This is a genomic window from Streptomyces sp. NPDC001717 (assembly GCF_042892775.1).
Classification (GTDB): Bacteria; Actinomycetota; Actinomycetes; order Streptomycetales; family Streptomycetaceae; genus Streptomyces.
Genome location: NZ_JBIAUK010000038.1, coordinates 1 through 23413 on the forward strand (window position 1 = coordinate 1; position 23413 = coordinate 23413).

Sequence of the window (23413 nt, forward strand, 5' to 3'; positions counted from 1 at the left end):
TTCGGGCCAGAGGGGAAAGGGCGGGAGCCGATCACGACAGAACGTGTCGACATGCGCAGACGGGGAGAGCTCCATGGGGCGGCACCTCAATCTCGGGGCAGCGGGGGGAGAGTGGAGCAAGTATCTCGCCAAAATGGCGACCGTCAACAATGCGCGATATCTGATTTTGGTAACGAGGGGTTATACGTATGACCTCGTGGGTCGCGGGAAGTACGGGCCGGTGGAATCCGCTCCGACCGTCGGGGGTGGCGGCGGCCGCCGAGCCGCCACCCCCGTGCGGAGCCGGGGTCAGCCCAGCCGGAGGCCGTGTCCGTAGGGGAAGAGCGGGTCGCCCGAGTCGTTGGGCACGTCCTCGTGTCCCGCGACGACGCTCTCCATCGAGCGGGGCAGTTCGAAGGGCAGCCGCCCCTCGGCCGCCGCCCGGCCGAAGAGCACGTCCAGCAGTGCCCGGTCCGAGGCGCCGAAGTTCGCCACGAGGGCCGCCGCCCGGTCCGCGATCTCGGGTAGGACCGCCGCCCGGTCCAGGAAGACGTCGACGACGGTCGGAACGGCGGCGGCGACGTCGAGCACGGGCTTCAGCTCCTCCTCGGTGAAGTCGAGGCGGCCCGCCCGGAAGAAGGACTCGAAGCCCGTCGTCCGGTCCTTGTCGTACGGCGCCGCGATGCGCAGCACCGCGACGTCCGCCTCGCCGGGCGCGTCCACGACCGTCGCGTACTCGGCGGCGACGGCACGGTCCACGCCCTCCGTGTAGATCCGCACCCCGGGGGCGAGCGGCAGCAAGGGCCGGTCGGCGCCCGCGGGGCGGTCCTTGAGGACGGTGACCGAGCGGCTCTGGGCCGCCAGGCCGGCCTCGGTGAACCGGGGGTTCCCGCAGATCCGGGCGGCGGCGTCGGGGTCCGCGTAGGGATCGTCGAAGAGGCCGAGGACGAACTTCTCCTTCAGCAGCCGCAGGACGGAGGAGTCGATGCGCCGGGCGGCCACCCGGCCGGTGCGGACGAGCTCCACGACGAGTTCGGGGGCCGCCTCGCCGCCGAGCTGGTCGGCTCCGGCCTCCAGGATGAGTTCCACCCGGGCGAGCCGGTCCAGGTCCTCCACGCCCCAGGCGCGCGCGGGGAAGGGCGCCCCGAAGATCTGCGTGTCCGTGACCAGGCCCCAGTCGGTGCAGACGATGCCGTCGAAGCCGTACTTCTCGCGCAGCAGGCCGGTGACGACGCCCTTGTTGAAGCCGAAGCCGACCTCGTCGTAGGGGGTGCCGACGGGCATGGCGTAGTACGGCATGACCTGCGAGGTGCCGGCGGCGAAGGCGGCCTCGAAGGGGATGAGGTGGTAGTCGAAGTTGTCGCCGGGGTAGACCTGTTCGCGCCCGTAGGGGAAGTGCGCGTCCTCGCCGTCCAGCTGGGGCCCGGCGCCGGGGAAGTGCTTCGTCATCGCCGAGACGCTGTGGGTGCCGAGGCTCTCGCCCTGGAGCCCCCGGACGTAGGCGGCGACCATGCGGGCGGCCACTTCGGCGTCGGAGCCGAAGGTGCCGAGGACGCGCGGCCAGCGGGGTTCGGTGGCCAGGTCGGCCGTCGGATGCAGGGCGAGGCGGATGCCGACCGCGCGGTACTCCTGGCGGACGATGTCGGCGTGCTCCCGTACGAGTTCCTCGTCGCCGACGGCGGCCAGGCCCGGCGGCTCGGGCCACAGCGAGAACCCCTCGGTCTGGGCGCTCGCCGCGGGATTGTCGACGAAGCCGTTGCGGGGGTCGGTGGAGAGGGTCACCGGGATGCCGAGGCGGGTGGCGGCGGCCAGGTCCTGGAGCCGGTTGTTCCACTCGGCCATGCGGCGCGGCGCCGCGGCCCCGAGCAGGTTGAAGTGGTTCATCAGCTTGCCGGTCACCATCGCGGAGGTGGAGGCGTGCATCGGGTCGTCGTCGGGGGCTCCGGGCTCCGGTTCCACCAGCGAGCCGTCCGGATTGATGGTGATCATGGTCTGGAAGAGGAGACCCGCCTTCTCCTCCAGCGTCATGCGCATGAGGAGGTCCCGGGCCCGCTCGGCCGCGGGCAGACGGGGGTCTTCGTAGGGTTCCATGACGCCGTTGCCGTTCAGATCACGGAACGACGTACCGTCCGGAGCGGTCAGGATGCGCGGCCGGGCCGCCGGAGTGTCTGCCATCGCATGCTCCTCGAAGCTTCACTTCACAAGTCGTACCGCCGGAGATTACACGTGTAACCACTCCCGGAACAGACCTGCGGAACGCACACTTCCCGTAACGGCCCGACTCCCATGACGCGACGCGAGCCGCCCCTCAGACCTGGGGACCGCCGATGGCCTGCTCCGTCCAGATCGTCTTGCCCGTGCCGGTGAACCGGCTGCCCCAGCGGTCGGCGAGCTGGGCCACGAGGAAGAGGCCGCGCCCGCCCTCGTCCGTCTCCCGCGCGCGGCGCAGGCGGGGCTGGGTGCTGCTGGGGTCGGAGACCTCGCAGACGAGCACCCGGTCGCGGATCAGCCGGAGCCCGACCGGTCCGCCGGCGTAGCGGATGGCGTTCGTCACGAGTTCGCTGGCGACGAGTTCCGTCACGAAGCCCAGTTCGTCCAACTCCCAGTCGGAGAGCTGCCGCACCACCAGCTCACGGGCGCTCGCCACGAGGGACAGATCGGCTTCGAGCTGCCACTCGGCGACCCGGTCGGACGGGAGCGCGCGGGTGCGGGCGAGCAACAGCGCGACGTCGTCGGCGGGTTCCTCGGGGAGCACTCCGTCGAAGACGCCCTGGCCGACCTCCTCCAGGGGCAGGCTCCGGTCGGCGCCGGCGAGGGAGGTCCGCAGCCGCTCCAGTCCCTCCTCGATGTCGCCGCCGCGGCTGCCCACGACTCCGTTCGTGAAGAACGCCAGCAGGCTGTCGGGTTCCACCGCGAACTCCGTCACCTCGAAGGGCACTCCGCCCACCCCGAGCGGGGGTCCCGGCGCCATGCCGACGAAGAACGGCTCCCCGTCCGGCGGCAGGAGGGCCGGCGGCGGATGGCCGGCCGTGGCGGCGGCGCAGGTCTTCGTCACCGGGTCGTAGACGGCGTACAGGCAGGTCGCTCCGAGCACCGCCCGCTCGGAGGGAGAGGCGCCGCTGGTGTGCTCGTCGGAGAAGCCGAGGACCAGGTCGTCGAGGTGCGTGAGCAGTTCACCCGGGTCGAGGTCGAGATCGGCCAGGGTCTGCACCGCGGTCCGCAGCCTCGCCATGCCCGCGGTGGCGTCGAGCCCGTGGCCGACGACGTCGCCGACGACGAACGCCACGCGCAGGGACGGCAGGGGGATCACGTCGAACCAGTCCCCGCCGACCCCCACACCGCCGCCCGCGGGCTGGTAGATCCCCGCGGCGTCGGCGGCGGGCGTGTTCACGGCGGAGGTCGGCAGCAGGCTCCGCTGCAGGGCCACCGCCGACCGGTGCTCCTTGGTATAGCGGCGGGCGTTGTCCACGCCGATCGCCGCCCTGGAGACGACGTCGAGGAGGAGCGCGGCGTCCTCCTCCCCGAAGGGGGAGGGCAGTTGACTGCGCCAGATGGTGACGCAGCCGAGGACGAGCCCCCGGGCGTAGAGCGGTACCGCCACGGACGAGTGCGACCCGCCGGGGATGAGGAGCGGCAGGGACGCGCGGTCCACTCCGAGGGCCGTACGGAGCACGGACACGTCGGGGACCAGAACGGCCCGCCCCTCCATGAAGGGACGCATCAGATCGTTGTCGGGTACGGGCGGGACGGCCTCTCCGACGGGCAGGAGCTCCTCCGCGGAGATCCCCGGGCTCTGCGCGGCGGCAGCCCGGCGCAGCCGGACGTCACCGCCGGAGTCGAGGTGCGGCGGTTCGTCGCCCACCAGTACCGGCTCGGCGAGGTCGACGGTCGCCAGGTCCGCGAAGTCGGGCACGATCAGGTTCACCAGGGTTTCGGCCATCACCGTGACGTCCAGGGTGGCGCCGATGGTCGCGGCCGCGACCCGGGCGAGGGAGCTCCGGCGTCGCTCCGCGTCCCGTTCGGCCGTGTCCGCCGTCGACGCGGCGGGCACCAGCAGCACCAGCCACTGCCCCGGCGCAGCGCCGTCGTCCGGAGCCCGCGCCGCGAGGCGGACCACCTCGAACGCCGGACCGGACCGGGGGCCCGGCGGGTCCGCGCCGGGCAGGGACACCGGGCGCCCGCCCGGGGCCGCCCCCGTGTCCCCGGGCGGGAGCAGCGCGAGCAGCGGGGCGCACACCCGGCCCGGCGAGCAGTCGAGCAGTGTCACGGCCGCTTCGGAACAGGCCAGGACCACGCCCGCGTCGTCCAGTACGACCGCTGCCGTGCCACCGGCGGACGTCGGGGCCCGGCCCGGGCCGCCGTGCTCCGTTTCGCGCATGTCGCCTCCACGCGGCGTGACATCCAGTATCGCCCCCGGTGGGTCGCCCGGCGACCGGGCACCCGGTGCCCGCCTCAAGGGGCTCGGCGGACACGGGCCAGTACGAGGACGGTGTCGTCGGTCGGCGGGATCGGCAGCAGGTTCGTGAGGATGCGGTCCGCCAGTGCCTCCAACGTTCCGGGTGGTCCGGCCAGTTCGGCGCGCAACGCGTCCAGGCCGGTCTCGATGTCCCGGCCGCGCGCCTCGATGAGGCCGTCGGTGTAGAGGGCGAGGGTCGCGCCGGCCGGGAGTTCGATCTCGGTCGTGCGGAAGGGGAAGCCTCCGACGCCGAGCGGGACTCCCGAATCCGCGTCGACGGTCTCCACCGTGCCGTCGGGGTGCAGCACGAGGGGCGGTGGGTGGCCGGCGAGGGCCACCCGGGTGAGGCCGTTCGTCGGGTCGTGGACGATGTAGAGGCAGGTCGCGAGCTCGATCCCGGCCACCTGGGCGCAGGAGTCGAGTTCGGCCAGCATCTCGGCGGGGTCGTCGACGTGCCCGGCCAGGGCGTCGGCGGTGATGCGGAGGCGGCCCATGGAGGCGGCGGCCGACACCCCGTGCCCCATCACGTCGCCGACGACGAGCGCGACCCGGCCGTCGCGCAGGCTGCTCACGTCGTACCAGTCGCCGCCGACTTCGGTGATCCGGCTTCCGGGCACGTACCGGTGGGCCACTTCCACGTACGGGCCGGTCTCCAGGGCGCGGGGCAGCAGGGCCCGCTGGAGGGTGAGGGCGATGTCCTGGACGCGGCTGTACAGGCGGGCGTTGTCGAGGCAGATCGCGGCGCGCGAGGCGAGTTCGCCGGCGAGGAGGACGTCGTCCCGGGTGAAGGCCGGCCGCTCCCCGGAGCGGCCGAACATGGCGATCCCCTGGACGGTGTCCCGGGCGATGAGCGGGGCGACGAGCACGCAGGCCACCCCGCTCTCGGCCATGATCCGGGTGCGGGACTCGGTGAGGACGGTCCGGGCCAGGAACTCGGGGTTCACCTCGGCGGAGATGGCGCGGCCGGTGCTCAGCATGTCGTGGATGACGGATCCGGGCGGGTAGCGCACCTTGCCCACCCCGCTGACGAGCTCCACGGCGGGCGGGGGCAGGATCGTCCCGGAGGCGATCCTGCGGGTGATCAGCGGCAGCTCCGGGTCGAAGTCCTCCGAGTCGTCCATCCATTCCACGATCTCGACCACCGCACCGTCGCAGAAGTCCGGCATCGACACGTCGACCAGTTCCTGGGCCGTGAGGTTCACGTCGAGGGTGGTCCCGATGCGCGCGGAGGCACCGTCGAGCAGTGCGAGGCGCCGGCGGCCGGCGGTGGCCTCCAGGATGGCCCGTTCCCGGTCGGTGACGTCCACCATCAGCCCGCCCACCCCGGGGCGGGAGCCGACGGCCTGGCTGAGGGGGAAGAAGCTGACCGAGCGGACCTGGTCCCGGTCCGGATATCCCCGCGGGCGCGTTCCCACCAGGGCGCCGACGACCGGCGCCCCTCCCCCGGCGACGGCGCGGAGCATGCGCTCGTACTCGCCTCCGTCGGACATGATCATGATTTCGTCCATGTGCCGCCCGAGGTGCGCCTCGATGGAGAGGCCGTCCATGTCGGCGAGCGCCTGGTTGAGGTGGACGTACCGCAGGTCGGGGTCGAGCATGACCAGCCCGATCGGGCAGGTCTCGAAGAGGGCGTCGAGGAAGGCGAGGTTGGTCTTCACCCGGTCGAGCTCGTCGCTGCGGCTCGCCAGGACCATCACCACGGAAGGCCCTCCGGCTCCGGTCACGGAGAAGGACCGGAAGCCGCAGGGGAAGGCGCGGCCGGAGCGGTCCCGTGCCTTCAGCCGGCCCCTCCAGTACCCCAGGGTCCGGCCCCGCTCCGTCAGCCGGGCGCAGGAGACCGAGGAGCCGTGGCGCTCGTCGGCGAAGAGGCCGGCGCCGGGTCGCGCCAGGACGTCTGCGGAGTCGTACCCGAAGAGTTCCCGCGCTCCGGGGCCCCAGTAGCAGACGCGGTCGTCGTCGTCGAGGCCGAAGACGGCCACGGGCACACGTTCGAGCAGCGTCCCCGGTTCGGACCGGAGCGGACCATGAGCCTGCGCGCCCCCCGGCCGAGCCGATGGCACGAGACGTCCCCTTCCACCCGCCGATCTGTCCATCCATTATGCGAAGACCTCGGGAGTTGCGCGGCGGGAAGCACGCCGGGGCGCCCGGCGGCAGAGCCGGCGGGCGGGTTCGGGCAAGGGCCTGGTGCTCTGGCCGGAAAGGTTTGCCGACTCGCGGCGTCCGGTGCGGCGCATCGCAAGGCGGAGGGCCACGGCTCGTTGTGGACGTACTTGCGTGGCCCGACAACGCGGCGAGGTGCCGTGCCGGGCGTCGTGAGGCGGTGAACCTTTCCGGTCAGAGCACTAGCGAGCGGGACCGGTGGCGGATCGGCGGGCGGCGATCTCGTGGAGCTCCTCCTCCGTGAGGGCGATCCCGAAGACCTCGCGCAGGGTCCCGTCCAGGGCCTGCGGGGCGAGCTCCTCGGTGGTGCTCGTCCCGTCGGGGCGGGTGGTGACGAGCTTCAGGTCGTCCAGGCTGTGGTGCGCGGCCGGGGTCAGGCGCTGCGCGAAGAGCCTGCGGACGAACGGGGAGCGCGCGTGCGTGCCCACGAAGTGGCTGCCGACGACGTAGTCGATCGGGTACTGGGGGGTCAGGGTGAAGGTGTGCCGGTCGATCCAGGGGGTCGGGACCCGCTCGGGGTCCTCGTCCGGGCCGGACGGGCCGGGGGCGGTCTGATACAGCCACCACTGGTCGATGCCGTGGGCGCCGGGCCTCCGCTCCAGCCGGTGCCGCCAGCCGTCGTAGGCGACCTGGGCGCCGTCGGCGAGTTCGATCGGGCCGAGCGGACCGGCCCCGAAGCCGACGTCGCACAGCCACTCGCGGTCGTCGTCGCGGGCGGTCACGGCGAGCAGGCCGTGGGTGGCGGGCAGGACCTTGGGCGCGCCGAGGCTGACCCGCCCGATCATCCCGGTGACGTGGAACCCGAGGCGTTCGACGGCGGCCGCGAAGAGGAGGACGTGCTCGAAGCAGTAGCCGCCGCGGCGGTCGCGGACGAGGCGGGCCTCCACGGAGGGCAGGTCGAGCGGCAGGTCCCGGCCGAGGACGGCGTGCACGTTCTCGAAGGGGATGCCGGTGGTGTGGGCGCGCTGGAGGTCGCCCAGGACGGCGAGGGTGGGCTCGCGGGGGCCTTCGTAGCCGATCCGGGCCAGATAGGCGTCGAGGTCGAGCAGTTCGCCGGACCACCGGTCGGGCCGGTGGTCGGTCGGGCTGGGGTCGGGGACGGGGAGGAAGTCCGCGGGCCGGTCCCCCGGGCGGGTCCCGGGGGTCGGGTGGTCGGTGGTGGGGGCGGCGGTCGGCGCGCCCCCGGTCTCTGCCGGCAGGATGTTCATGATCCAAGCCTGCAACCTCCACCTACCTCGAGGTCAAACCGGAATACGGGCCTTCGGTGCACAGCCGCAGGCCGAGCCGGGAGCGCAGGGCCCGGGCGGTGGACCGTACCTCCTCGTCCATGGGGCCGCCCGCGACGACGTCGAGCACGGCGAGCGCGAGGTCGGCCTCCGCGCGGGTGAGGAGGGGCAGGCGTTCGGGTTCGGCCGGGGATTCGATCTCCTCGGCCACGATGCTGGTGTACAGGTCGTCGAGCGTCACGTCGGGGGAAACGCGCCGGCCGGAACCCGGTCACGCGACCCGGAGAAGACTTTGCCGCCCGATGACCGATCCGGTTTGGTCGGCGGGTGCCGCCGGGACGGTCGGGGGTACGCGCACTGCGGCGGTGGAGCGGTCCGGCCGCGGCGCGGGGCACGAGCGCGTCGCGGCGGAGGGCGCGACCGGGCTGCTGGAGGGCCCGGCCCCGGCACCGGATCCGGCCCGGCCCGTGCAGGTCCTGGACGTGCGCGGCGACGGTGCGGGCGCGCACGTGGTCGCGGTACCGCTGGCCGCCCGTGACGAGGTCCACGGGAGGGTGCTCGCCGCCCGGGCGCACGAGGGCTTCGGCGAGGACGAGCCGGCGACGCTGCGGGTCGCGGCGCGGCTCGCGGGCATCCACGTGGGCCATGCCCGGCGCTTGGCGGCCGCCGAGCAGACGGCGGTCGATCTTCAGCCGGCGCTGGTCACCGAGCCCGGCCGGCCGGGCTCGAACCTGGGCATCGCCGGCCGCTACCTGCCCCTCGGCGGGCGCGCCCTGATGGCCGTGTACGCCGGCGCCGGGCACCTGCCGCCCTCCGTGTTCACCGGCACCGGCACCGGTGGCTAGCCCACGGGCAGTGGGGGCAGGGACGGCTCGTACAGCCAGGCCTTGAACAGGTCGTCCATCGGCTCGTCCGCGTACCGCGCCGCGTGGGCGGTGAAGCCGGCCGTGGTCACCGCTCCGCCCCGGTGCACGGACGCCCAGTCGCGCAGCATGCGGAAGAAGGCCCCGTCTCCCAGGGCGACGCGGACCGCGTGCACGGCGAGGCCCCCGCGCTCGTACAGCCGGTCGTCGAACATCAGCTTGCGGCCCGGGTCGGCCAGCTTCAGGTCCTGCGGCTGCGTGGACAGCAGCCGGTGCGCGATGGAGGCCAGTTCCTGCGCGGTGCGGCTGCCGGAGCGCTCCGACCAGAGCCATTCGGCGTACTTGGCGAGCCCTTCGTTCAGCCAGATGTGCCGCCAGTCGGCGATGCTCACGCTGTTGCCGAACCACTGGTGCGCCAGCTCGTGCGCGATGAGGCGTTCGGAGCCGCGCGCCCCGTCCACGTGGTTGGCGCCGAACAGGGAGAGTCCCTGGGCCTCCACGGGAACGTCGAGCTCCTCCTCGGCGACGACCACGGCGTACTCGCCGAAGGGGTAGGGCCCGAACAGTTCCTCGAACAGCCGCATCATGGCGGGCTGCCGGGCGAAGTCGCGTGAGAACCTCGGCAGCAGGTGCGCCGGTACGTGGGCGCTCTGCGGGACCCCGCCGAGCCCCGGGTCGCCGAGCAGCACCGTCTGGTACATGCCGATGGCCAGGCCGACCAGGTAGCTGGAGGTCGGCGCGGACTGCTCGTACACCCAGGTGGTCGTGCTGGCCTTCGTGGTGCGGGTGAGCAGCCGGCCGCCGGCGACCACCGTGTAGGCGGACGGGATGTTGACGGAGATCTGGTACGAGGCCTTGTCGGCGGGCCGGTCGTTGCACGGGTACCAGGAGGGCGCGCCGACGGGCTGGCTCGCGACCAGCGCGCCGTCCGTGAGCTCCTCCCAGCCGAGGCCGCCCCAGGGGCTGCGCACGGGCTTGGGGTTGCCCGCCCAGTGCACCTCCACGGTGAAGGCGGCGCCGGCGGGCACCTGCTTGGCCGGTCGGATGCGCAGCCTGCCGCCCCGGTGCGTGTAGTGCGGGGCCCTGCCGTTCACCAGGACGCGGCCTATTTTGAAGTCCGCCAGGTTCAGGTGGAACTCGGTGAGCGGCGCCCGCCCCGCGATCGCGCTGAGCCGGGCCGTCCCGGCCAGCCGGTTCGGGCCGGGACGGTATTCCAGAGCGAGTTCGTACCGGTGCACGCGGTAACGGGCATCGCCGTTGGCCGGGAAGTACGGGTCCGCTACCGCTGTCTGCTGGCCGCTCACTGCCGGTTCCGCTCCCTGCGCTGTGCTCGTACGACGTGCTGGTGCGGGCCGCCCGGTCAGGAGCGCCACGCCTCGATCGGATTGCCCAGCCAGCGGGTGTCGGCGGGGACCGATTCCCCGGCCATCACGAGCGATGCCGGCCCGAGCGTGCTGCGGGCCCCGATCGTGCTCCCGGGCAGGACGATGCCGCCCGGGCCCAGGGTGGCGCCCTCGCGGAGAACCACAGTATCCGTCCTCAAGATCCGGTCGTGGAAGAGGTGGGTCTGCAACACACAGCCCCGGTTCACTCCGGCCGCGTCGCCCAGCGAGACCAGGTCCGTCTCCGGCAGCCAGTAGCTCTCGCACCACACGCCGCGGCCGATCCGGGCCCCCAGGGCGCGCAGCCACAGGCCCAGCAGCGGGGTGCCGGGGACCGATCCGACCAGCCACGGCACGGCCAGCACCTCCACGAAGGTGTCGGCGAGCTCGTTGCGCCAGACGAAGCCGCTCCACAGCGGGTGCTCCCCCGTACGGTGGCGGCCGACCAGGAGCCATTTGGCGGCCACCGACACCAGGCAGGCGGCGAGGCCGGCGGCGATCAGGACGGCCCCGGACAGCAGGGCGGCCCCCCATGTCCCCGGGCCGTCGGTGATCAGCGCGCAGAACGCCGCCGCGGTGAGCACGGCCAGCGCGGCCGAGCAGAAGACCGGCACCAGTCGGCAGAGTTCGACGATTCCGCGCGCCCACAGCAGGCGCGCGGGCGGGTCGTACGTCCGGCTCTGGTCGGCGTCGGCCGCGGAGCGGGGCAGCCTGACCGGGGGCAGGCCCAGGTACGAGCTGCCCTTCTTGGCCTTCTTCGGCGTGGCGGACAGCACGCCGACCAGCCCGTCGTCGGGCACGCTGCGCCCGGGCGCGGTCATTCCGGAGTTGCCGAGGAAGGCGCGGCGGCCGATCTCGGAGTGTCCGATCCGCATCCAGCCGCCGCCCAGTTCGTAGGGGGCGGTCAGCGTGTCGTCGGCGAGGAAGGCGCCTTCGCCGACGGTGGTGAGGCTCGGCAGCGCCAGCACGGTGGAGACCTCCGCGCCGCGGCCGATCTTCATGCCGAGCAGGCGCAGCCACACCGGGGTGATGAGCCCCGCGTACAGCGGGAAGAGCGTCTCCCGGGAGAGGTCCATCAGCTGGGTGACGGTCCAGGCCTGCCAGCCGACCCTGCTGTGCGTGGGGTGGCTGCCCGTGCGCAGTCCGAGGCTGAGCAGGCGTACGGAGACCAGCAGGAGCAGCGCGTACGCGAATCCGTAGGCGAGCGCGGCGGGCACCACCGCGATCAACGCTCCGCGCGTCGCGTCGGCGAGGGCGGCGTCGGAGGGCACGAAACGGCTCGCGACGAGCAGGGCGGGCAGCGCGGCGAGCACGGGCAGGGCCGTCAGGCAGAAGCCGGTCAGCCCGTATATGGCCCGCCAGGCGAGCCCGCGCGGCGGGCGTTCCTTGGGCCAGTTGTGCTTGGCCCGGCCCAGTTTGACGGCGGGCGCCCCGGCCCAGCGCTGGCCGGTGGGGACCTGCCCGACGACGGCGGAGCCGGGGGCCACTTCGGCCCGCTTGCCGACCCGGGCGCCGGGGAAGAGCATGCTGCGGGTGCCGACCACGGCGCCCGCGCCGACCTTGACGGCGCCGATCACGAGGCGGTCCCCGTCCAGCCAGTACCCGGAGAGGTCCACCTCGGACTCCACGGCGCAGCCGCGGCCGAGCTTGAGCATGCCGGTGACCGGCGGCAGCGAGTGCAGGTCCACCTCGGGGCCGACCTTGGCGCCGAGCGCCCGCGCGTACCGCTCCAGCCAGGAGCCGGTGAGCGAGGTCGCTCCGACGTACTCGGCGAGCCGCTCGGCCGTCCACAGCCGCAGGTGCACGCTGCCGCCGCGCGGGTGGCGGCCGGCCTTCACCCCGCGCAGCAGCAGGCGTGCGCCGCCGGCCGCCACGGCGAGCCGGCCGGGCGGGCTGAAGAGCACGACGGCACCGGCGGCGACGAGCCACCACGAGGCGGTCGGCGCCCACGGATACGGCCCGAGGAGGTGCAGTACGTTGCCCAGCACCAGCAGCGCCAGTGTCCAGCGCAGTCCGACCACGGTGAACAGCGGGAGCAACAGCAGCGACTGCGCCACTTGGGCGCGGCGCGGCACCGGGGCCACGGTGCGGGCGGCGCCGTCCTCCTGTACGGACTTCTCCAGGCGCCGGGCCAGCTTGCGCAGCACCGGCTGCTGGTAGATGTCGAGCACGGCGGCGCTCGGGTAGCGGGTGCGCAGCCTGGTGGTGAGCTGGGCGGCGGAGAGGCTGCCGCCGCCGATCGCGAAGAAGTCGTCGGCGTGGCTGGTGACGGCCACGCCGAGGGTCTCGCTCCACTGCTCGGCGAGCCAGGCCTCGGTGCCGTACAGCTGCTCGGCGGGGCCGGCGGTCTCCAGGTCGGGGAGCGGCCAGGGCAACGCGTCGCGGTCCACCTTGCCGGAGGTGCGGGTGGGCAGCTCGGAGACGGGCGCGAGCAGCGGTACGAGGGCGGCGGGCAGCTCGGCGCGCAGCCGCCCCACCGCTTCCGCGTGGTCCCAGCCGTCCTGGGTGACCAGGTAGCCGACCAGCAGCTGGTTGCCGCTGCGGGCGGTGCGCACGGCCGCGGCCGCGCCGGCGACGCCGGGCAGGGCCTGGAGCGCCGCGTCCACCTCGCCGAGCTCGATGCGGCGGCCTCCGAGCTTGATCTGCTCGTCGCCGCGACCGAGGAAGACGAGGCCTTCCGGTTCGGCGCGGACCAGGTCTCCGCTGCGGTAGGCGCGGTCCCAGCCCAGGGATTCCAGCGGGGCGTACTTCTCGGCGTCCTTCTCGGGGTCGAGGTAGCGGGCGAGGCCGACGCCGCCGATCACGAGCTGGCCGCTGCCGCCCATGGGCACGGGCTCGCCGGACTCGTCGACCACGACCAGTTCCCAGCCGTTCAGCGGCAGCCCGATCCGGATGGGCTCCTCTCCGGTCAGGAGGGAGGCGCAGGCGACGACGGTCGCCTCGGTGGGGCCGTACGTGTTCCAGACCTCGCGGCCCTCGGTGACCAGGCGCTGGGTCAGTTCGGGCGGGCAGGCCTCGCCGCCGAAGATCAGCAGCCGGACCTCGGCCAGGTCCTCGGGCTCCCACAGCGCGGCCAGGGTGGGCACGGTGGAGACCACGGTGATCTCCTGCTCCACCAGCCAGGGGCCGAGGTCGGCGCCGCTGCGCACCTGGGAGCGGGGGACGGGGACGAGGCAGGCGCCGTAGCGCCAGGCCAGCCACATCTCCTCGCAGGAGGCGTCGAAGGCGACGGACAGCCCGGCCATGACCCGGTCGCCGGGGCCGATCGGCTCCTCGGTGAGGAACAGCGCGGCCTCGGCGTCCACGAAGGCGGCGGCGCTGCGGTGGGTGACGGCGACGCCCTTGGGCTTGCCGGTGGAGCCGGAGGTGAAGATGATCCACGCGTCGTCCTCGGGCCCGGGCCGCGCGGCGATCCGGCCCCCGGCAGAGCCGTGGGGAGCGGTGGCGCCGTTGGGAGCGGTGGCGCCGTTGGGAGCGGTGGCGCCGTTGGGGCCGGTGGCTTCGGCCGGGCCGGCGGCGTCGATGCGCCGTCCGGCCCCCATCACGGCCTGCACCCCGGCTTCGCCGAAGACCAGTTCGGCCCGTTCGTCCGGGTCCTCGGCGTCCACCGGGACGTACGCGGCGCCCGCGGCGAGCACCGCGAGGATCGCCACGTACAGCTCGTTGGTCCCGGACGGCACGCGGACGCCGACCCGGTCGCCGAGCCCGACACCGGCGGCCGCGAGGGCGACCCGCCGGCGCTCGACCTCGACGGCGAGCGCACGGTAGGTCAGTTGGGTGGTGCCGTCGTCCAGGGCGGGTTCTTCGGGGTGCTCCCTCACGGAAGCCTCGAAGATGTCGACGAGGGTGCGCTTCGGGGAGGCCGGCCCGGCGAAGAACCGGGCCGATTTGCCGGACTCCTCATGGTTTTCCCCGTCGCCCGGCGGGGTGAGCGCACCGCTCTGAGGTGTGGCTGCCATCGGCCCTCGCGTCTCGTTCCCGGAAACGTCCGGGTCGCCGGCGGAGACCGGGTCTGCCCGGGTTGTTCCGATCCAGCGCCAAACAGCCCGTCATTTTAGTCCGTCACCACGGAAATCCTGGCCGACACCTTGCGCGTGGCTGGGAAAGGACGGTAGTGAGACGTCGCGAGCGCATCAGCCGACGACCCGTGCCGTGTACTGCCCCGCCGCCTCGATCGCGGCGGTCAGGGCCGCCGGATCGACCTCGGCCGATTCCTCCAGCCGGTGCAGTGCGTACCCTCGATCAGGAGCTCCACGCTCCGGGCGGAGCCGCCCTGTTCCGGCCGTGCAACACCAGCGTGGTGGGCGCCCCGGCTCGCGCGGCGAACCGCGTGGGGCTGTAGAAATCGGTCACGGTAAGCGTGACGACCTGCCGCCCACCGGCCCACCGGGGAGACCCGGCGCGGGCGCGGGGTCAGTCGAGCGTGGGGACGGCTCCGCCTTCGGCCCAGCCGATCTCCACGCCCGGCAGCCGCCCCAGCCAGTCCGCGGTGATCCCGGCGAGAAGGGACCCGTCCGGCGGGTTCCGGCCCAGGCCGACCGCCAGCCGTGCCCCGTCCGGGAGGGTCTCGAACGGCCGGGGCCACGCGTCGGCGTCGGTCGTTCCCGCCCGCGCGAGGGTTTCGAGCAGCTCGGGAAGCCGTTCCCGTACGAGGTCCAGGCGCGCGCCGGGTTCCTCGTCCCGCTCCGTGCGCACGGTCAGTACGGCCCACGCGGCGTGGTGCCGGTGGGAGGGGGGTCCGCCCGGGGCGCCGGGGGCGGGCTCCACCCGGCGCACTTCGCCCGTACCGAGGACGACGGTGGCGCGGGGGCGCATCGGCTCGGAGCCGCGGCGTGAGAGGACGACGAGCTCGTCGACCCGCACCGGCATGCCGCCCAGCCGTGCGGCGCACTCGGCGGCCAGCCGGCGCGGGTCCCGGGTGCGGCCGAGGGAGAGGTGCGGGGTGAAGCGGGGAGCGCGGCCCCGGCAGAGCGGGAAGCGTTCCACCAGTGCGCGTTCGAGCCCGGTCCAGGGGGCCGGGTCGGCGGCGGCGGGGTCGAGCCAGACGGTCGAGTAGGCGCGGTGCCGGAAGCTGTGGACCCCGGCGAGCCGCGCGTCGAAGGGCGCGCACTCGGCCGCCGCGGCCGCCGGCGGGGCGGCGGCCGCGTCGAAGTCCGACTCCGGGACGAAGCCGAAGAGGAGGTTCACGTGCGGGGGCCACCGGCGGATCTGCGGATCGTGCTCCTCGCGGATGCGCTGGATCACGGGCCACAGCTCCGCCGGGGGGATCCAGGCCACGGCGGTCCTCGGCGTGCCGCCGGCCGCGAGGACGTCCGCCGCTCCCGGCGGGGGCCGCACTACGCCGGGGGCGCGGGCGCGGGACGCGTGGTTCCGGGGAGGCAGGTCACCGCCGGGTTGAAGGTCTCGTACGCCCCGAGCGGGTTCTTCTTCCAGAGCCACAGGTGCAGGGCGTAGTGGACGGGTTGGCCGGGGAAGTTGCCGCGGTGCGGGCCCGTGAAGGGCATGCCGAACATGGAGGGGCGGTCGTCGTCCGTCGCCGGGTTCCGGTCGCGGTCGTAGACCAACCACTGGACGCCGACGAGGCGCTTGCCGCCGTGGCCGTCGTCCTCGTAGTAGAGCGCGGCGGGCTTGGTCGGGTCGACGGAGTTGTCGTAGGCGTGGTTGAAGTGCGGGTAGCCGAGTGCGCCGGCACCGCTGCGGTTGGCGACGCAGTACTTGTCCGGTACGTATCCGGCCCGCACCGCCTCGGAGTGCCGCTGGTAGCGGGCGGTCGCCCGGTAGACGGCGGCGCGGGCCGCGGCGGCCCGGGCGGCGTCCGCGTCGGAGGCGGCGGAGACGGTGGCGTTGGCGGCGGGTGCCGGCAGGGCGAGCGAGGCGGCTGTCGTGAGCACCAGGGCGAGGCTTCGGAGCATGCGCGGACTCCTTGGGACACCGGCCGGACGAACGGGATGGTCGAGCCGGGCGGACGGGGCGAGTGGTCGAGCCGGGTGGTCGCGTCGGGTGGACTGGGTGCATGTCCCCGGCCGCGCGGGCGTGCCACACCGCCGGACCGGACGGCCGACGTCCGATCGGCCGACCGCCGGGCGCGCACCCTCGCGGGCCACCGCACGCGAAGGGCCCGTATCCGGCGCGGAGAAGACCACTCGAACGGGACCGCCGACGTTTCGCGGGCCGCCGACGCGGGGAACCGGTGTGTCGCCGAAACGCGAGTGTGACGGAAGGTGCGGAGCATGGCGCAGGACAAGACGGCACCGGCGGGTGGCGACACCCTCGACGAGATCGTGGCGGCCGTGGCCGGCGGGGCTCCGGGATACCGGACGTGTCCGCATCCCGCCTACGCCGCCCTGCGCGAGCAGGCGCCGGTGTGCAGGCTGACGCCTCCGCACGGGATCGACACGTACCTCATCACCCGCTACGACGACGCCCGGGACGCCCTGTCGGACCCGCGGTTCAGCAAGGACATGCACGGGGCCCTCGACACCTATCACGCGGTGTACGGCAGCGTCTTCGACGCACTGGACGACAACGTGCTGTTCGCCGACCCGCCCCGGCACACCCGGCTCCGGCGCAGCCTGCGGACCGCGTTCACGCCCCGCCGGGTGGAGGAGATGCGGGCGGGGATCACCGAGATCGCCGAGCGGCTCCTCGACGAGTGCGAGGGCGGCGAGCCCGTCGACCTGATGTCGCAGTTCGCCTTCCCGCTGCCCATCGCGGTGCTGTGCGAACTGATCGGCATCCCCGACGGCGAGCGCGCGGAGATCACGGAGCAGTTCTCGATCGTGGCGCGCTCCCGGTTCGATCCCCGACTGAAGGCCGAGCTGCTCGCGGCCGAGGAATGGCTGCGCGACCGCTTCACGCGCCTGATCTCACACACGCGCGAGCACCCGTCGGACTGCTTCCTGAGCGACCTGATCCGGGCGGAGGAGGGACTCGACGAGACGGAGCTCCTGTCCTCGCTGTGGGTCGTCTTCTTCGCCGGACACAAGACGACCGCCTTCCAGATCGGCAACACGGTCCTCAACCTGCTGCTGCGTCCCGATCAACTGGAGCGGCTCCGAGCGGACCCGCTGCTGATCCCGCAGGCGGTGGAGGAGAGCGTCCGGTTCGAGGGATCGGTGGAGACGTCGACCTTCCGGTACGCGGCCGAGGACGCCGAGATCCGCGGAACGCGGATCCCCAAGGGATCACTCGTACAGATCGCCATCTCCTCCGCGAACCGGGACCCGGAGAAGTTCGACCGTCCCGACGTCATGGACGTGACGCGCGAGGGACTCCAGGGTGCGCACCTGGGCTTCGGTCACGGCACGCACTACTGCCTGGGCGCGCCGCTGGCCCGGCTCGAACTCGAGGTCGCGCTCTCCGCGCTCCTGCGGCGTTTCCCCGGGATGGCGCTGTGCGACGCGGAGGAGAGCAAGGCGGCGTGGCTCAAGGGCCCGATGGCGGCGTTCCGGGGGCTCCAGCACCTCCGACTCGTCCTGGGTCCGTCGCGGATCGTCCGGGAATTCGCGTCGGTACCCACGGCAGGAACCTGATCCAGACCTCGACGAAGGACGGCGGACCGGTATGCCCGACTCCACGAGTACCTCCGAACTGCACCTGCCGGGACTGGCGTCGGCCGAGGCCGAGGCCGCCGCCGGACAGGCGGTGCAGGCGAAGATCGACATGCACCATCACTTCTGCGCTCCGGAGTGGCGCGAGTGGGCCGAGCGCCACGAGCTGGTCAACCCGCGGCAGCTGCCGCCTTGGGCCCGGTTCGACGCGGAGGACTCGATCCGCTTCATGGACCGCGTGGGCATCGCGACGGCGGTGCTCAAGCCCATGCTCCCGGCGAAGTACCACTCGTCCGCACAGCTGCGCGAGGCGGTCAACATCACGCTCCTGTCCATGCTGGAGGTGGCGAACTCGCATCCGGGGCGGTTCTCTTTCTACGCCCCCCTCTTCCTGGAGGACGCGGAGGCCTCCTCCTGGGCCGTGCGCCGCGGCCTCGGCCAGTTCGGGGCGGTCGGGGTGAACGTGACGGCCAACCACGGCGGCGTGTACCTCGGCGATCCCTCCTACGACCGGGTGTTCCACGAGTTGGACGACCTCGGCGCCGTGGTGGACACCCACCCGCACAACCTGCCGGGGAGCCCGCCCGGCGGGGCGGCCGTCCCCGGCATCCCGAACTTCGTGTGCGACTTCCTGCTGGACACCACCCGCGCCGCCGTGAACATGATCAGCCACAGGACGCTGGACCGCTTCCCGAACATCAAGGTGATCCTGCCGCACGCCGGCGGGTTCCTGCCGTACATCGCGCCGCGGATCCAGGCCCTGGGACGGTTCTGCGACCCGGCCGTCGACCCCGGCGCCGTCCGCGACCACCTGCGGCGCTTCTACTACGACACCGCGGGGCCGATGGCGCCGGCGGCGGCCCTCCTCGCCCACGTGCCGGCCGAGCACATCCTGTTCGGCACGGACTGGCCGGCCGCCCCCGCCGACACGGTCGTGGACCTGGCGCTGCCCGCCCTCGACGCGGACCCCGCCTTCACCCCGGAGCAGCTGACGGGCGTCTACCACGACAACGCGCTAAGCCTGATCCCCCAGTTGGCGACGGTCTGAGCCGTACGTCGCGAACAGCAGGTCCGCGGCCACCGCCGCCCCGTCGGCGCTGAACCTGCCGGCCACGGCGCCGGCCCGGGCGGCCGTCTCGGGCGCCAGGGCCGAACGCAGCGCCTCCGAAAGGGACTCGAAGGTCGGGGTCGGACCGTCGTGTGCCGCTCCGATGCCCAACTCGACGATCCGGGACGCGAAGTAGGGCTGGTCGCCGCCTTGCGGCACCAGCACCTGCGGCACCCCGGCCCAGGTGGCCGTCGTCGTGGTGCCCGCGCCGCCGTGGTGGACGACGGCGGCCGACCGGCGGAACAGCGCCTGGTGGTTGACCTCGCCGACGACGAAGCAGTCCTCCTGCTCGTCGACCCTGGCCAGCTCCGCCCAGCCGCGGGAGAGGACCACGCGGCGGCCCTGCGCGCGGATCGCCTCGACCGCCGCCCGGGCGACGTCTCCCGGGTCGCGCACGGGCACGCTGCCGAAGCCCACGTACACCGGCGCCGTCCCCGCGTCCAGGAAGGCCACCAGCTCCGCGGGCAGCGGGCGTTCGTCGGGCAGCACCCATGCGCCCGTCTGCAGCACGTCGAGGTCGGCCGGCTGCCGCCACGGGGCCAGGACCGGGTCCGCGGCCAGCCACGGGCGGTCGGTGAAGACCTGGTCGCGCAGGTCGTCCAGCGGCGGCAGGCCGACCGACGCCCGGTGGGTGTTGATCGCCTCGCCGAAGACCTCCTGCGCGTCCCGGGCGTCGCGCTCCCACAGCTCGCGGTGGTCGGTGACGTCGGCGGGCAGCGGCCGGCCCGGCCGCGGGATGGGCGGGTGGTGCGGCGACGGGAGGCTCACCGGCTGGTAGCTCGCGTACACGTAGGGAATGCCGAGCGTCTCGGCGGCCGACCGCACACCGGCGACGGCCGGTACGAGCCCGGTCGCCACCAGTACGTCGAAGCCCTCCGCCACCGCGGTGACGTTCTCGTGGAACGCCGCGACCAGCTCGGCCGCCCGCCGGGGCACGCCGCCGGGCGTCGGCGGGGTCTTCCCGCTGACGAGGTCCCGCACCGACGCCCCGGTCGGCACCATCTCCACGCCGACCTCGGCCAGCCGCTTCGCGAACTCCTCGTCCGGCGGTGCGCACACGAGCACCTCCGCGCCGCGCTCCCGCAGCCGCACCGCGAGCCCCACGAGCGGCTCGACGCCCCCGCGCGAGTCGTACGCCGACAGCACCACACGCATGATCGAACTCCCCCGTTCAATCGGTAACCTGCAAGGATCCAGGGTGATTTGATCACACCGCGCCGCGCGGGCGAAGTGCGACCCGGGCGGGCGGTCGACCGGCCCCTTCCGCACCCGGGGGATCCTGCGCCGGCGGGGGCGTACGCCCTCGACGCCCGTTCCCGCGCACCGGCGTCACGCTGAGCGACGGCTTCGTGCCGGGCAGGTCGTCCACGCGGTCCACGGCCGTCCCTCGCACCGGCCCCGGCCCACCGCCGGCGGCCGCGGATGGCCGGACCGGCCCGTACGGGGGGATTCTGGAACCAGTGGGATCGGAGTGTGAGGAGGCACGTCATGACACACGCCGAGGAATGGCAGGTGGGCGTCTACCTGACCGAGGAGGACGGTACGACCAAGGCGCGGGCCGTGCTCGACAACGGGAAGACCACCATGGTCGGGCGCGGGAAGGCGCGCTGCAATCCGACGGACGTGGAGGTCCCCGCGATCGGTGACGAGCTGGCCGCGAGCCGGGCCATGCGCGATCTGGCGGGTCAACTGATGCGGGCGGCGGACAAGGACCTGGCCGCGGTGGGCGGCGTGCCCGAACCGCCGCGCACCGGTTACGGCTGGCCCGAGGACACGGGCCCGGCCAAGTAGGGTGCGGCGCGGCCCGGAGGGCCCGCGGGGTTCGGACGGCCGGCGGGGTCCGGGCGGGGCCGCGGGCTCACCCGCGCGACAGGCGTTCGACCGTCGCCGGGCCCGGGCTCAGCGGGCGGCCCGGCGGGCCGCCACGGCCTCGGCGAACTCCCCCAGGGTGCAGTCGTCGAACTCCGCCTCGTCGATCTTCACACCCAGCCGCTCCTCCACCGCGATGGCCAGTTCGACGACGACGAGCGAGTCCTCCACCAGGAGGCGCATCGGTGCGTCCGCCCGTACCTCCTCGGCGGGCACCTCGAGCGTCTCGGTGAGCAGTTCGGTGATCACGTCGATGACGGATTCCTGCGCGGAAAGGGTCACGGCACCTCGCATGGAACGGCGGGAATGGATCTCGTGGTGGAATAACTACCACGTCGGCGAATTCCTGCAAAACCCTTGGTGGGGCCGATTGTTGACGTTCCGAAACATGAGAGCGAGAGTCCTCGATGCCCGAAAGCCTGACCGATTTCCTCGAGGCGGCCGCAGTCGAATTCCGGCTCTTTCGGCGGCTGTTCGGGGAGGCGGGCGAGATCGCCTGGGACCGGACCCTGGACTGGCTCGTCGACGAATACTTCCGGCTGGACGTCCTGGGGCTGGAGAACGTGCCGCCGCAAGGCCCGGCGGTCCTCGTCGCAAACCATTCCGGCGCCTGGGGGCTGGACGCCTTCGTGCTGATGAAGGTCCTCACCCGGAGCCTGCGCCGGCCCCTGCACGTTCCCGCGGCCCCGCTGACCTTCCGCGTGCCGGTGCTCGGCTCGTACGCGCGGAAGAAGGGCGCTTTCCCGATCGACCCGACGCTCGGACTGGAACACCTGAACGCGGGGGAACTCGTGGGAGTGTTCCCCGAGGGAATCTCCGGTCTGGAAAAGCCCCTGCACGAGCGCTATCGGCTCCGCCCCTTCAGCCCGGGATTCGCCGTGACCTCGATCCGCTCGGGCGCACCCGTCCTGCCCGTGGCGATCGTCGGCGCCGAGGAGGCGTACCCCAAGCTCGGGGAGATCCCCGCCCTGGCACGCCTCTTCGACCTGCCCTACTTCCCGCTCACCCCGGCGTTCCCGCTGCCCGCGAAGTGGCTCATCACCATCGGCGAGCCGATCGAGCCGCCCGCCCGGCCCTCGTCGCTCGCCGAGCGCTCGACGGCGGCCCGCTCGCTCTGCGCCGAGGCACAGGCCGCCGTGCAGGGCATGCTCGACCACGAGGTCGGCCGCCGGGAGACGCCCTTCTGGTAGGGCCGGGCCCGGGGCCCGGCGGGCGCCTGTCGTCGACCGGGTTCCTCAGCCCGCCAGCCGCTGCGCGGCCCGCCGTACGTCGGCCGCGGCCTTCGCACACCGGTCGGCGTGGCCGAGGAGCACCATGCGGAAGTGCTCGCCGGCCTCGTCGTCGTTCCAGCCGGTGTGGCCGGCGCAGGCCGCGAGGCTCTCCGCGTGCCGTTCCAGCCGCTCCGCGCTGGCCTGCGCCAGCGCCGCGTACGAGGCGGGCGCGTATCCGTGGGCGGCGACCGGCAGCGCCGTCGGCAGGCCGACCGTGATCCGCCCGTCGCCGGACCGTCCCTCGCGGTCGGTCAGGGCCACGAGCAGTTCGCCCGGCTCCAGGGTGTCCGGCAGCCGGTCCGGACCGAACCGGGGGGAGATCAGCACCGGCCGGGCCCCGGCCAGGACCGCCCGCACGGTCTCCGTCGCGACGAGTTCCGCGAAGGGCGCCCACGCGCAGCCGGCGGGCGCCGTGCAGAGCGCTCCGGGCCAGGGGGCCGGGCCGTCGCCGCCCGGTTCGTGCGGCAGCAGTCCGGGGGCGCACAGGATCTCCGTCCCGGACTCCACCGCCAGGTCGTGCCAGACGAACGACGCACGCACCGGGTGCGCGGCGGCGGCCACGGGCGGCCAGTGGCGCAGCGCCTCCGCCACCGCCCGTTCCGGGGAGTCCGCGGCCCCCGCGGCGTCCAGGGCCAGGGCCTGGAGCGCGGTGGCGGAGGCGGCCTCGGACACCACGGCGAGCGCGTGCGCCAGGGAACCGACCAGGGTCTTTGCGGCCTCGCCGCCCGGCGACAGCCGGCCCGCGAGCGAGGCGGGGTCCGGGTCGGTCAGGTACGGCGCGAGGCGACGGCCCAGGGCCGCGGTCCTGGCTTCGCCGGACCGGCTGTCGACGGCCGACGTCGCCGCGGCGAGCACCTCGCTCAGCAGGGTGTCCTCGGCGGCCGCGGCCCCCGCCACCACCCGCCGGGCCAGGCGCAGCGTCCCGGCACGCCAGACCTTCCAGTCGAGGGTGCCGTCCCCGCGCCGGGCCCCCGTGATCCCGTCCACGTCGTCGCGGACCAGGGCCCGGAGCGCGTCGGCGGGCGGGGTGGCCTCCCGGGCGCGGGCGGCGTCGGGGGCGGCGTGCGGGGAGAGCCCGTAGCGGCGTCCCCCGGCGTCGATCCCGATCGCGGTGCCCAGGGCGCCCTCCCGCTCCGCGTGCGCGAGCAGGGCCGCGGCGTCGCCGGCGCGGAGCGGTACGAGGAAGGAACCGAACGGCGTGCGCAACCGTACGGGCCGCCCGGACCGGGTGCGCTTCAGGTGCCCGAGCAGGGCGCGGGTCATCCCCTCGTGGGTGAGCAGGTCCAGGCCCAGGGCGCGGGCGGGGGCATCCGCCCAGGGCAGCCGCCGGGCCAGCACGGCGGCGCTGAACAGGGCGTTCTCCAGGGGCCAGGCCGCGGCGGGGCCGCGGACCGCCGCCGCGGCCCGGGTCTCCCCGTCTTCGTGGCCGTCGTGCCCGTCGCGGGTGTCGTGCCCGTCGCGGTCGCGGCCGTCGCGGGTGTCGTGCCTGTCGTGGGTGTCGCGGCCGTCGTGGGTGTCGCGGGTTTCTTCGTCTGCCATCGGTCGTTCC

Annotated in this window: 17 protein-coding genes; 5 read left to right on the top strand and 12 right to left on the bottom strand. The window is 73.9% G+C overall.

Annotated elements, in window-relative coordinates:
• Window positions 1–288: 288 nt before the first annotated feature.
• From ACFYZL_RS35760 to ACFYZL_RS35780, 5 genes are all read right to left on the bottom strand, one after another.
• Complete coding sequence (locus tag ACFYZL_RS35760) at window positions 289–2154, bottom strand: glycoside hydrolase family 3 protein (RefSeq protein WP_384744815.1); 1866 nt, start codon at window positions 2152–2154, stop codon at window positions 289–291.
• 133 nt (window positions 2155–2287) lie between these two features.
• Window positions 2288–4357, bottom strand: coding sequence for a SpoIIE family protein phosphatase (locus ACFYZL_RS35765; protein WP_384744813.1), 2070 nt, complete (start codon window positions 4355–4357; stop codon window positions 2288–2290).
• Between the two features lie 74 nt (window positions 4358–4431).
• On the bottom strand, window positions 4432–6528 hold the full coding sequence (locus tag ACFYZL_RS35770; protein ID WP_388684865.1) for a SpoIIE family protein phosphatase: 2097 nt from the start codon (window positions 6526–6528) through the stop codon (window positions 4432–4434).
• Window positions 6529–6777: 249 nt separating this feature from the next.
• Entirely contained in the window at window positions 6778–7803 is a 1026-nt protein-coding gene (locus tag ACFYZL_RS35775) for an arylamine N-acetyltransferase (RefSeq protein ID WP_384744808.1), read from the bottom strand.
• Window positions 7804–7825: 22 nt separating this feature from the next.
• Window positions 7826–8062 (bottom strand): hypothetical protein, encoded by a 237-nt coding sequence (locus ACFYZL_RS35780; RefSeq protein WP_384744807.1) that lies wholly within the window; start codon window positions 8060–8062, stop codon window positions 7826–7828.
• Between the two features lie 61 nt (window positions 8063–8123).
• Between ACFYZL_RS35780 and ACFYZL_RS35785 the strand changes: the two genes are divergently transcribed.
• On the top strand, window positions 8124–8666 hold the full coding sequence (locus ACFYZL_RS35785; protein WP_388684868.1) for a hypothetical protein: 543 nt from the start codon (window positions 8124–8126) through the stop codon (window positions 8664–8666).
• Here the strand turns inward: ACFYZL_RS35785 and ACFYZL_RS35790 are convergent.
• From ACFYZL_RS35790 to ACFYZL_RS35805, 4 genes are all read right to left on the bottom strand, one after another.
• Entirely contained in the window at window positions 8663–9988 is a 1326-nt protein-coding gene (locus ACFYZL_RS35790; protein WP_384744803.1) for a M1 family metallopeptidase, read from the bottom strand. The genes ACFYZL_RS35785 and ACFYZL_RS35790 overlap by 4 nt on opposite strands.
• A 56-nt stretch (window positions 9989–10044) precedes the next feature.
• Window positions 10045–14025, bottom strand: coding sequence for a Pls/PosA family non-ribosomal peptide synthetase (locus tag ACFYZL_RS35795; protein ID WP_388684871.1), 3981 nt, complete (start codon window positions 14023–14025; stop codon window positions 10045–10047).
• Between the two features lie 454 nt (window positions 14026–14479).
• The gene (locus ACFYZL_RS35800; protein ID WP_388684874.1) at window positions 14480–15343 is read right to left on the bottom strand and encodes a 2'-5' RNA ligase family protein; all 864 of its coding nucleotides are present in this window, start codon (window positions 15341–15343) and stop codon (window positions 14480–14482) included.
• Between the two features lie 59 nt (window positions 15344–15402).
• Window positions 15403–15978, bottom strand: a complete 576-nt coding sequence (locus ACFYZL_RS35805) for a hypothetical protein (RefSeq protein ID WP_384744797.1) — start codon at window positions 15976–15978, stop codon at window positions 15403–15405.
• Between the two features lie 318 nt (window positions 15979–16296).
• Between ACFYZL_RS35805 and ACFYZL_RS35810 the strand changes: the two genes are divergently transcribed.
• Together ACFYZL_RS35810 and ACFYZL_RS35815 are read left to right on the top strand one after the other, a co-directional pair.
• The gene (locus ACFYZL_RS35810) at window positions 16297–17598 is read left to right on the top strand and encodes a cytochrome P450 (protein ID WP_388684876.1); all 1302 of its coding nucleotides are present in this window, start codon (window positions 16297–16299) and stop codon (window positions 17596–17598) included.
• A gap of 31 nt (window positions 17599–17629) precedes the next feature.
• On the top strand, window positions 17630–18664 hold the full coding sequence (locus ACFYZL_RS35815) for an amidohydrolase family protein (protein WP_388684878.1): 1035 nt from the start codon (window positions 17630–17632) through the stop codon (window positions 18662–18664).
• Here ACFYZL_RS35815 and ACFYZL_RS35820 read toward each other — a convergent pair.
• Window positions 18632–19879, bottom strand: coding sequence for a glycosyltransferase (locus ACFYZL_RS35820; RefSeq protein ID WP_384744792.1), 1248 nt, complete (start codon window positions 19877–19879; stop codon window positions 18632–18634). The two genes, ACFYZL_RS35815 and ACFYZL_RS35820, sit on opposite strands and share 33 nt — an antisense overlap.
• 333 nt (window positions 19880–20212) lie before the next feature.
• Here ACFYZL_RS35820 and ACFYZL_RS35825 point away from each other — a divergent pair, with 333 nt between their 5' ends.
• Window positions 20213–20515 carry a DUF1876 domain-containing protein gene (locus ACFYZL_RS35825; protein ID WP_384583892.1) on the top strand — a complete coding sequence of 101 codons (303 nt, stop codon included), beginning with the start codon at window positions 20213–20215 and terminating at the stop codon, window positions 20513–20515.
• Window positions 20516–20623: 108 nt separating this feature from the next.
• Here ACFYZL_RS35825 and ACFYZL_RS35830 read toward each other — a convergent pair whose 3' ends face one another.
• Complete coding sequence (locus ACFYZL_RS35830; RefSeq protein ID WP_384744790.1) at window positions 20624–20875, bottom strand: acyl carrier protein; 252 nt, start codon at window positions 20873–20875, stop codon at window positions 20624–20626.
• Between the two features lie 125 nt (window positions 20876–21000).
• Here ACFYZL_RS35830 and ACFYZL_RS35835 point away from each other — a divergent pair, with 125 nt between their 5' ends.
• Complete coding sequence (locus ACFYZL_RS35835; protein WP_384744789.1) at window positions 21001–21783, top strand: lysophospholipid acyltransferase family protein; 783 nt, start codon at window positions 21001–21003, stop codon at window positions 21781–21783.
• 45 nt (window positions 21784–21828) lie between these two features.
• Here ACFYZL_RS35835 and ACFYZL_RS35840 read toward each other — a convergent pair whose 3' ends face one another.
• Complete coding sequence (locus ACFYZL_RS35840) at window positions 21829–23403, bottom strand: hypothetical protein (RefSeq protein ID WP_388684882.1); 1575 nt, start codon at window positions 23401–23403, stop codon at window positions 21829–21831.
• Between the last annotated feature and the right edge of the window lie 10 nt (window positions 23404–23413).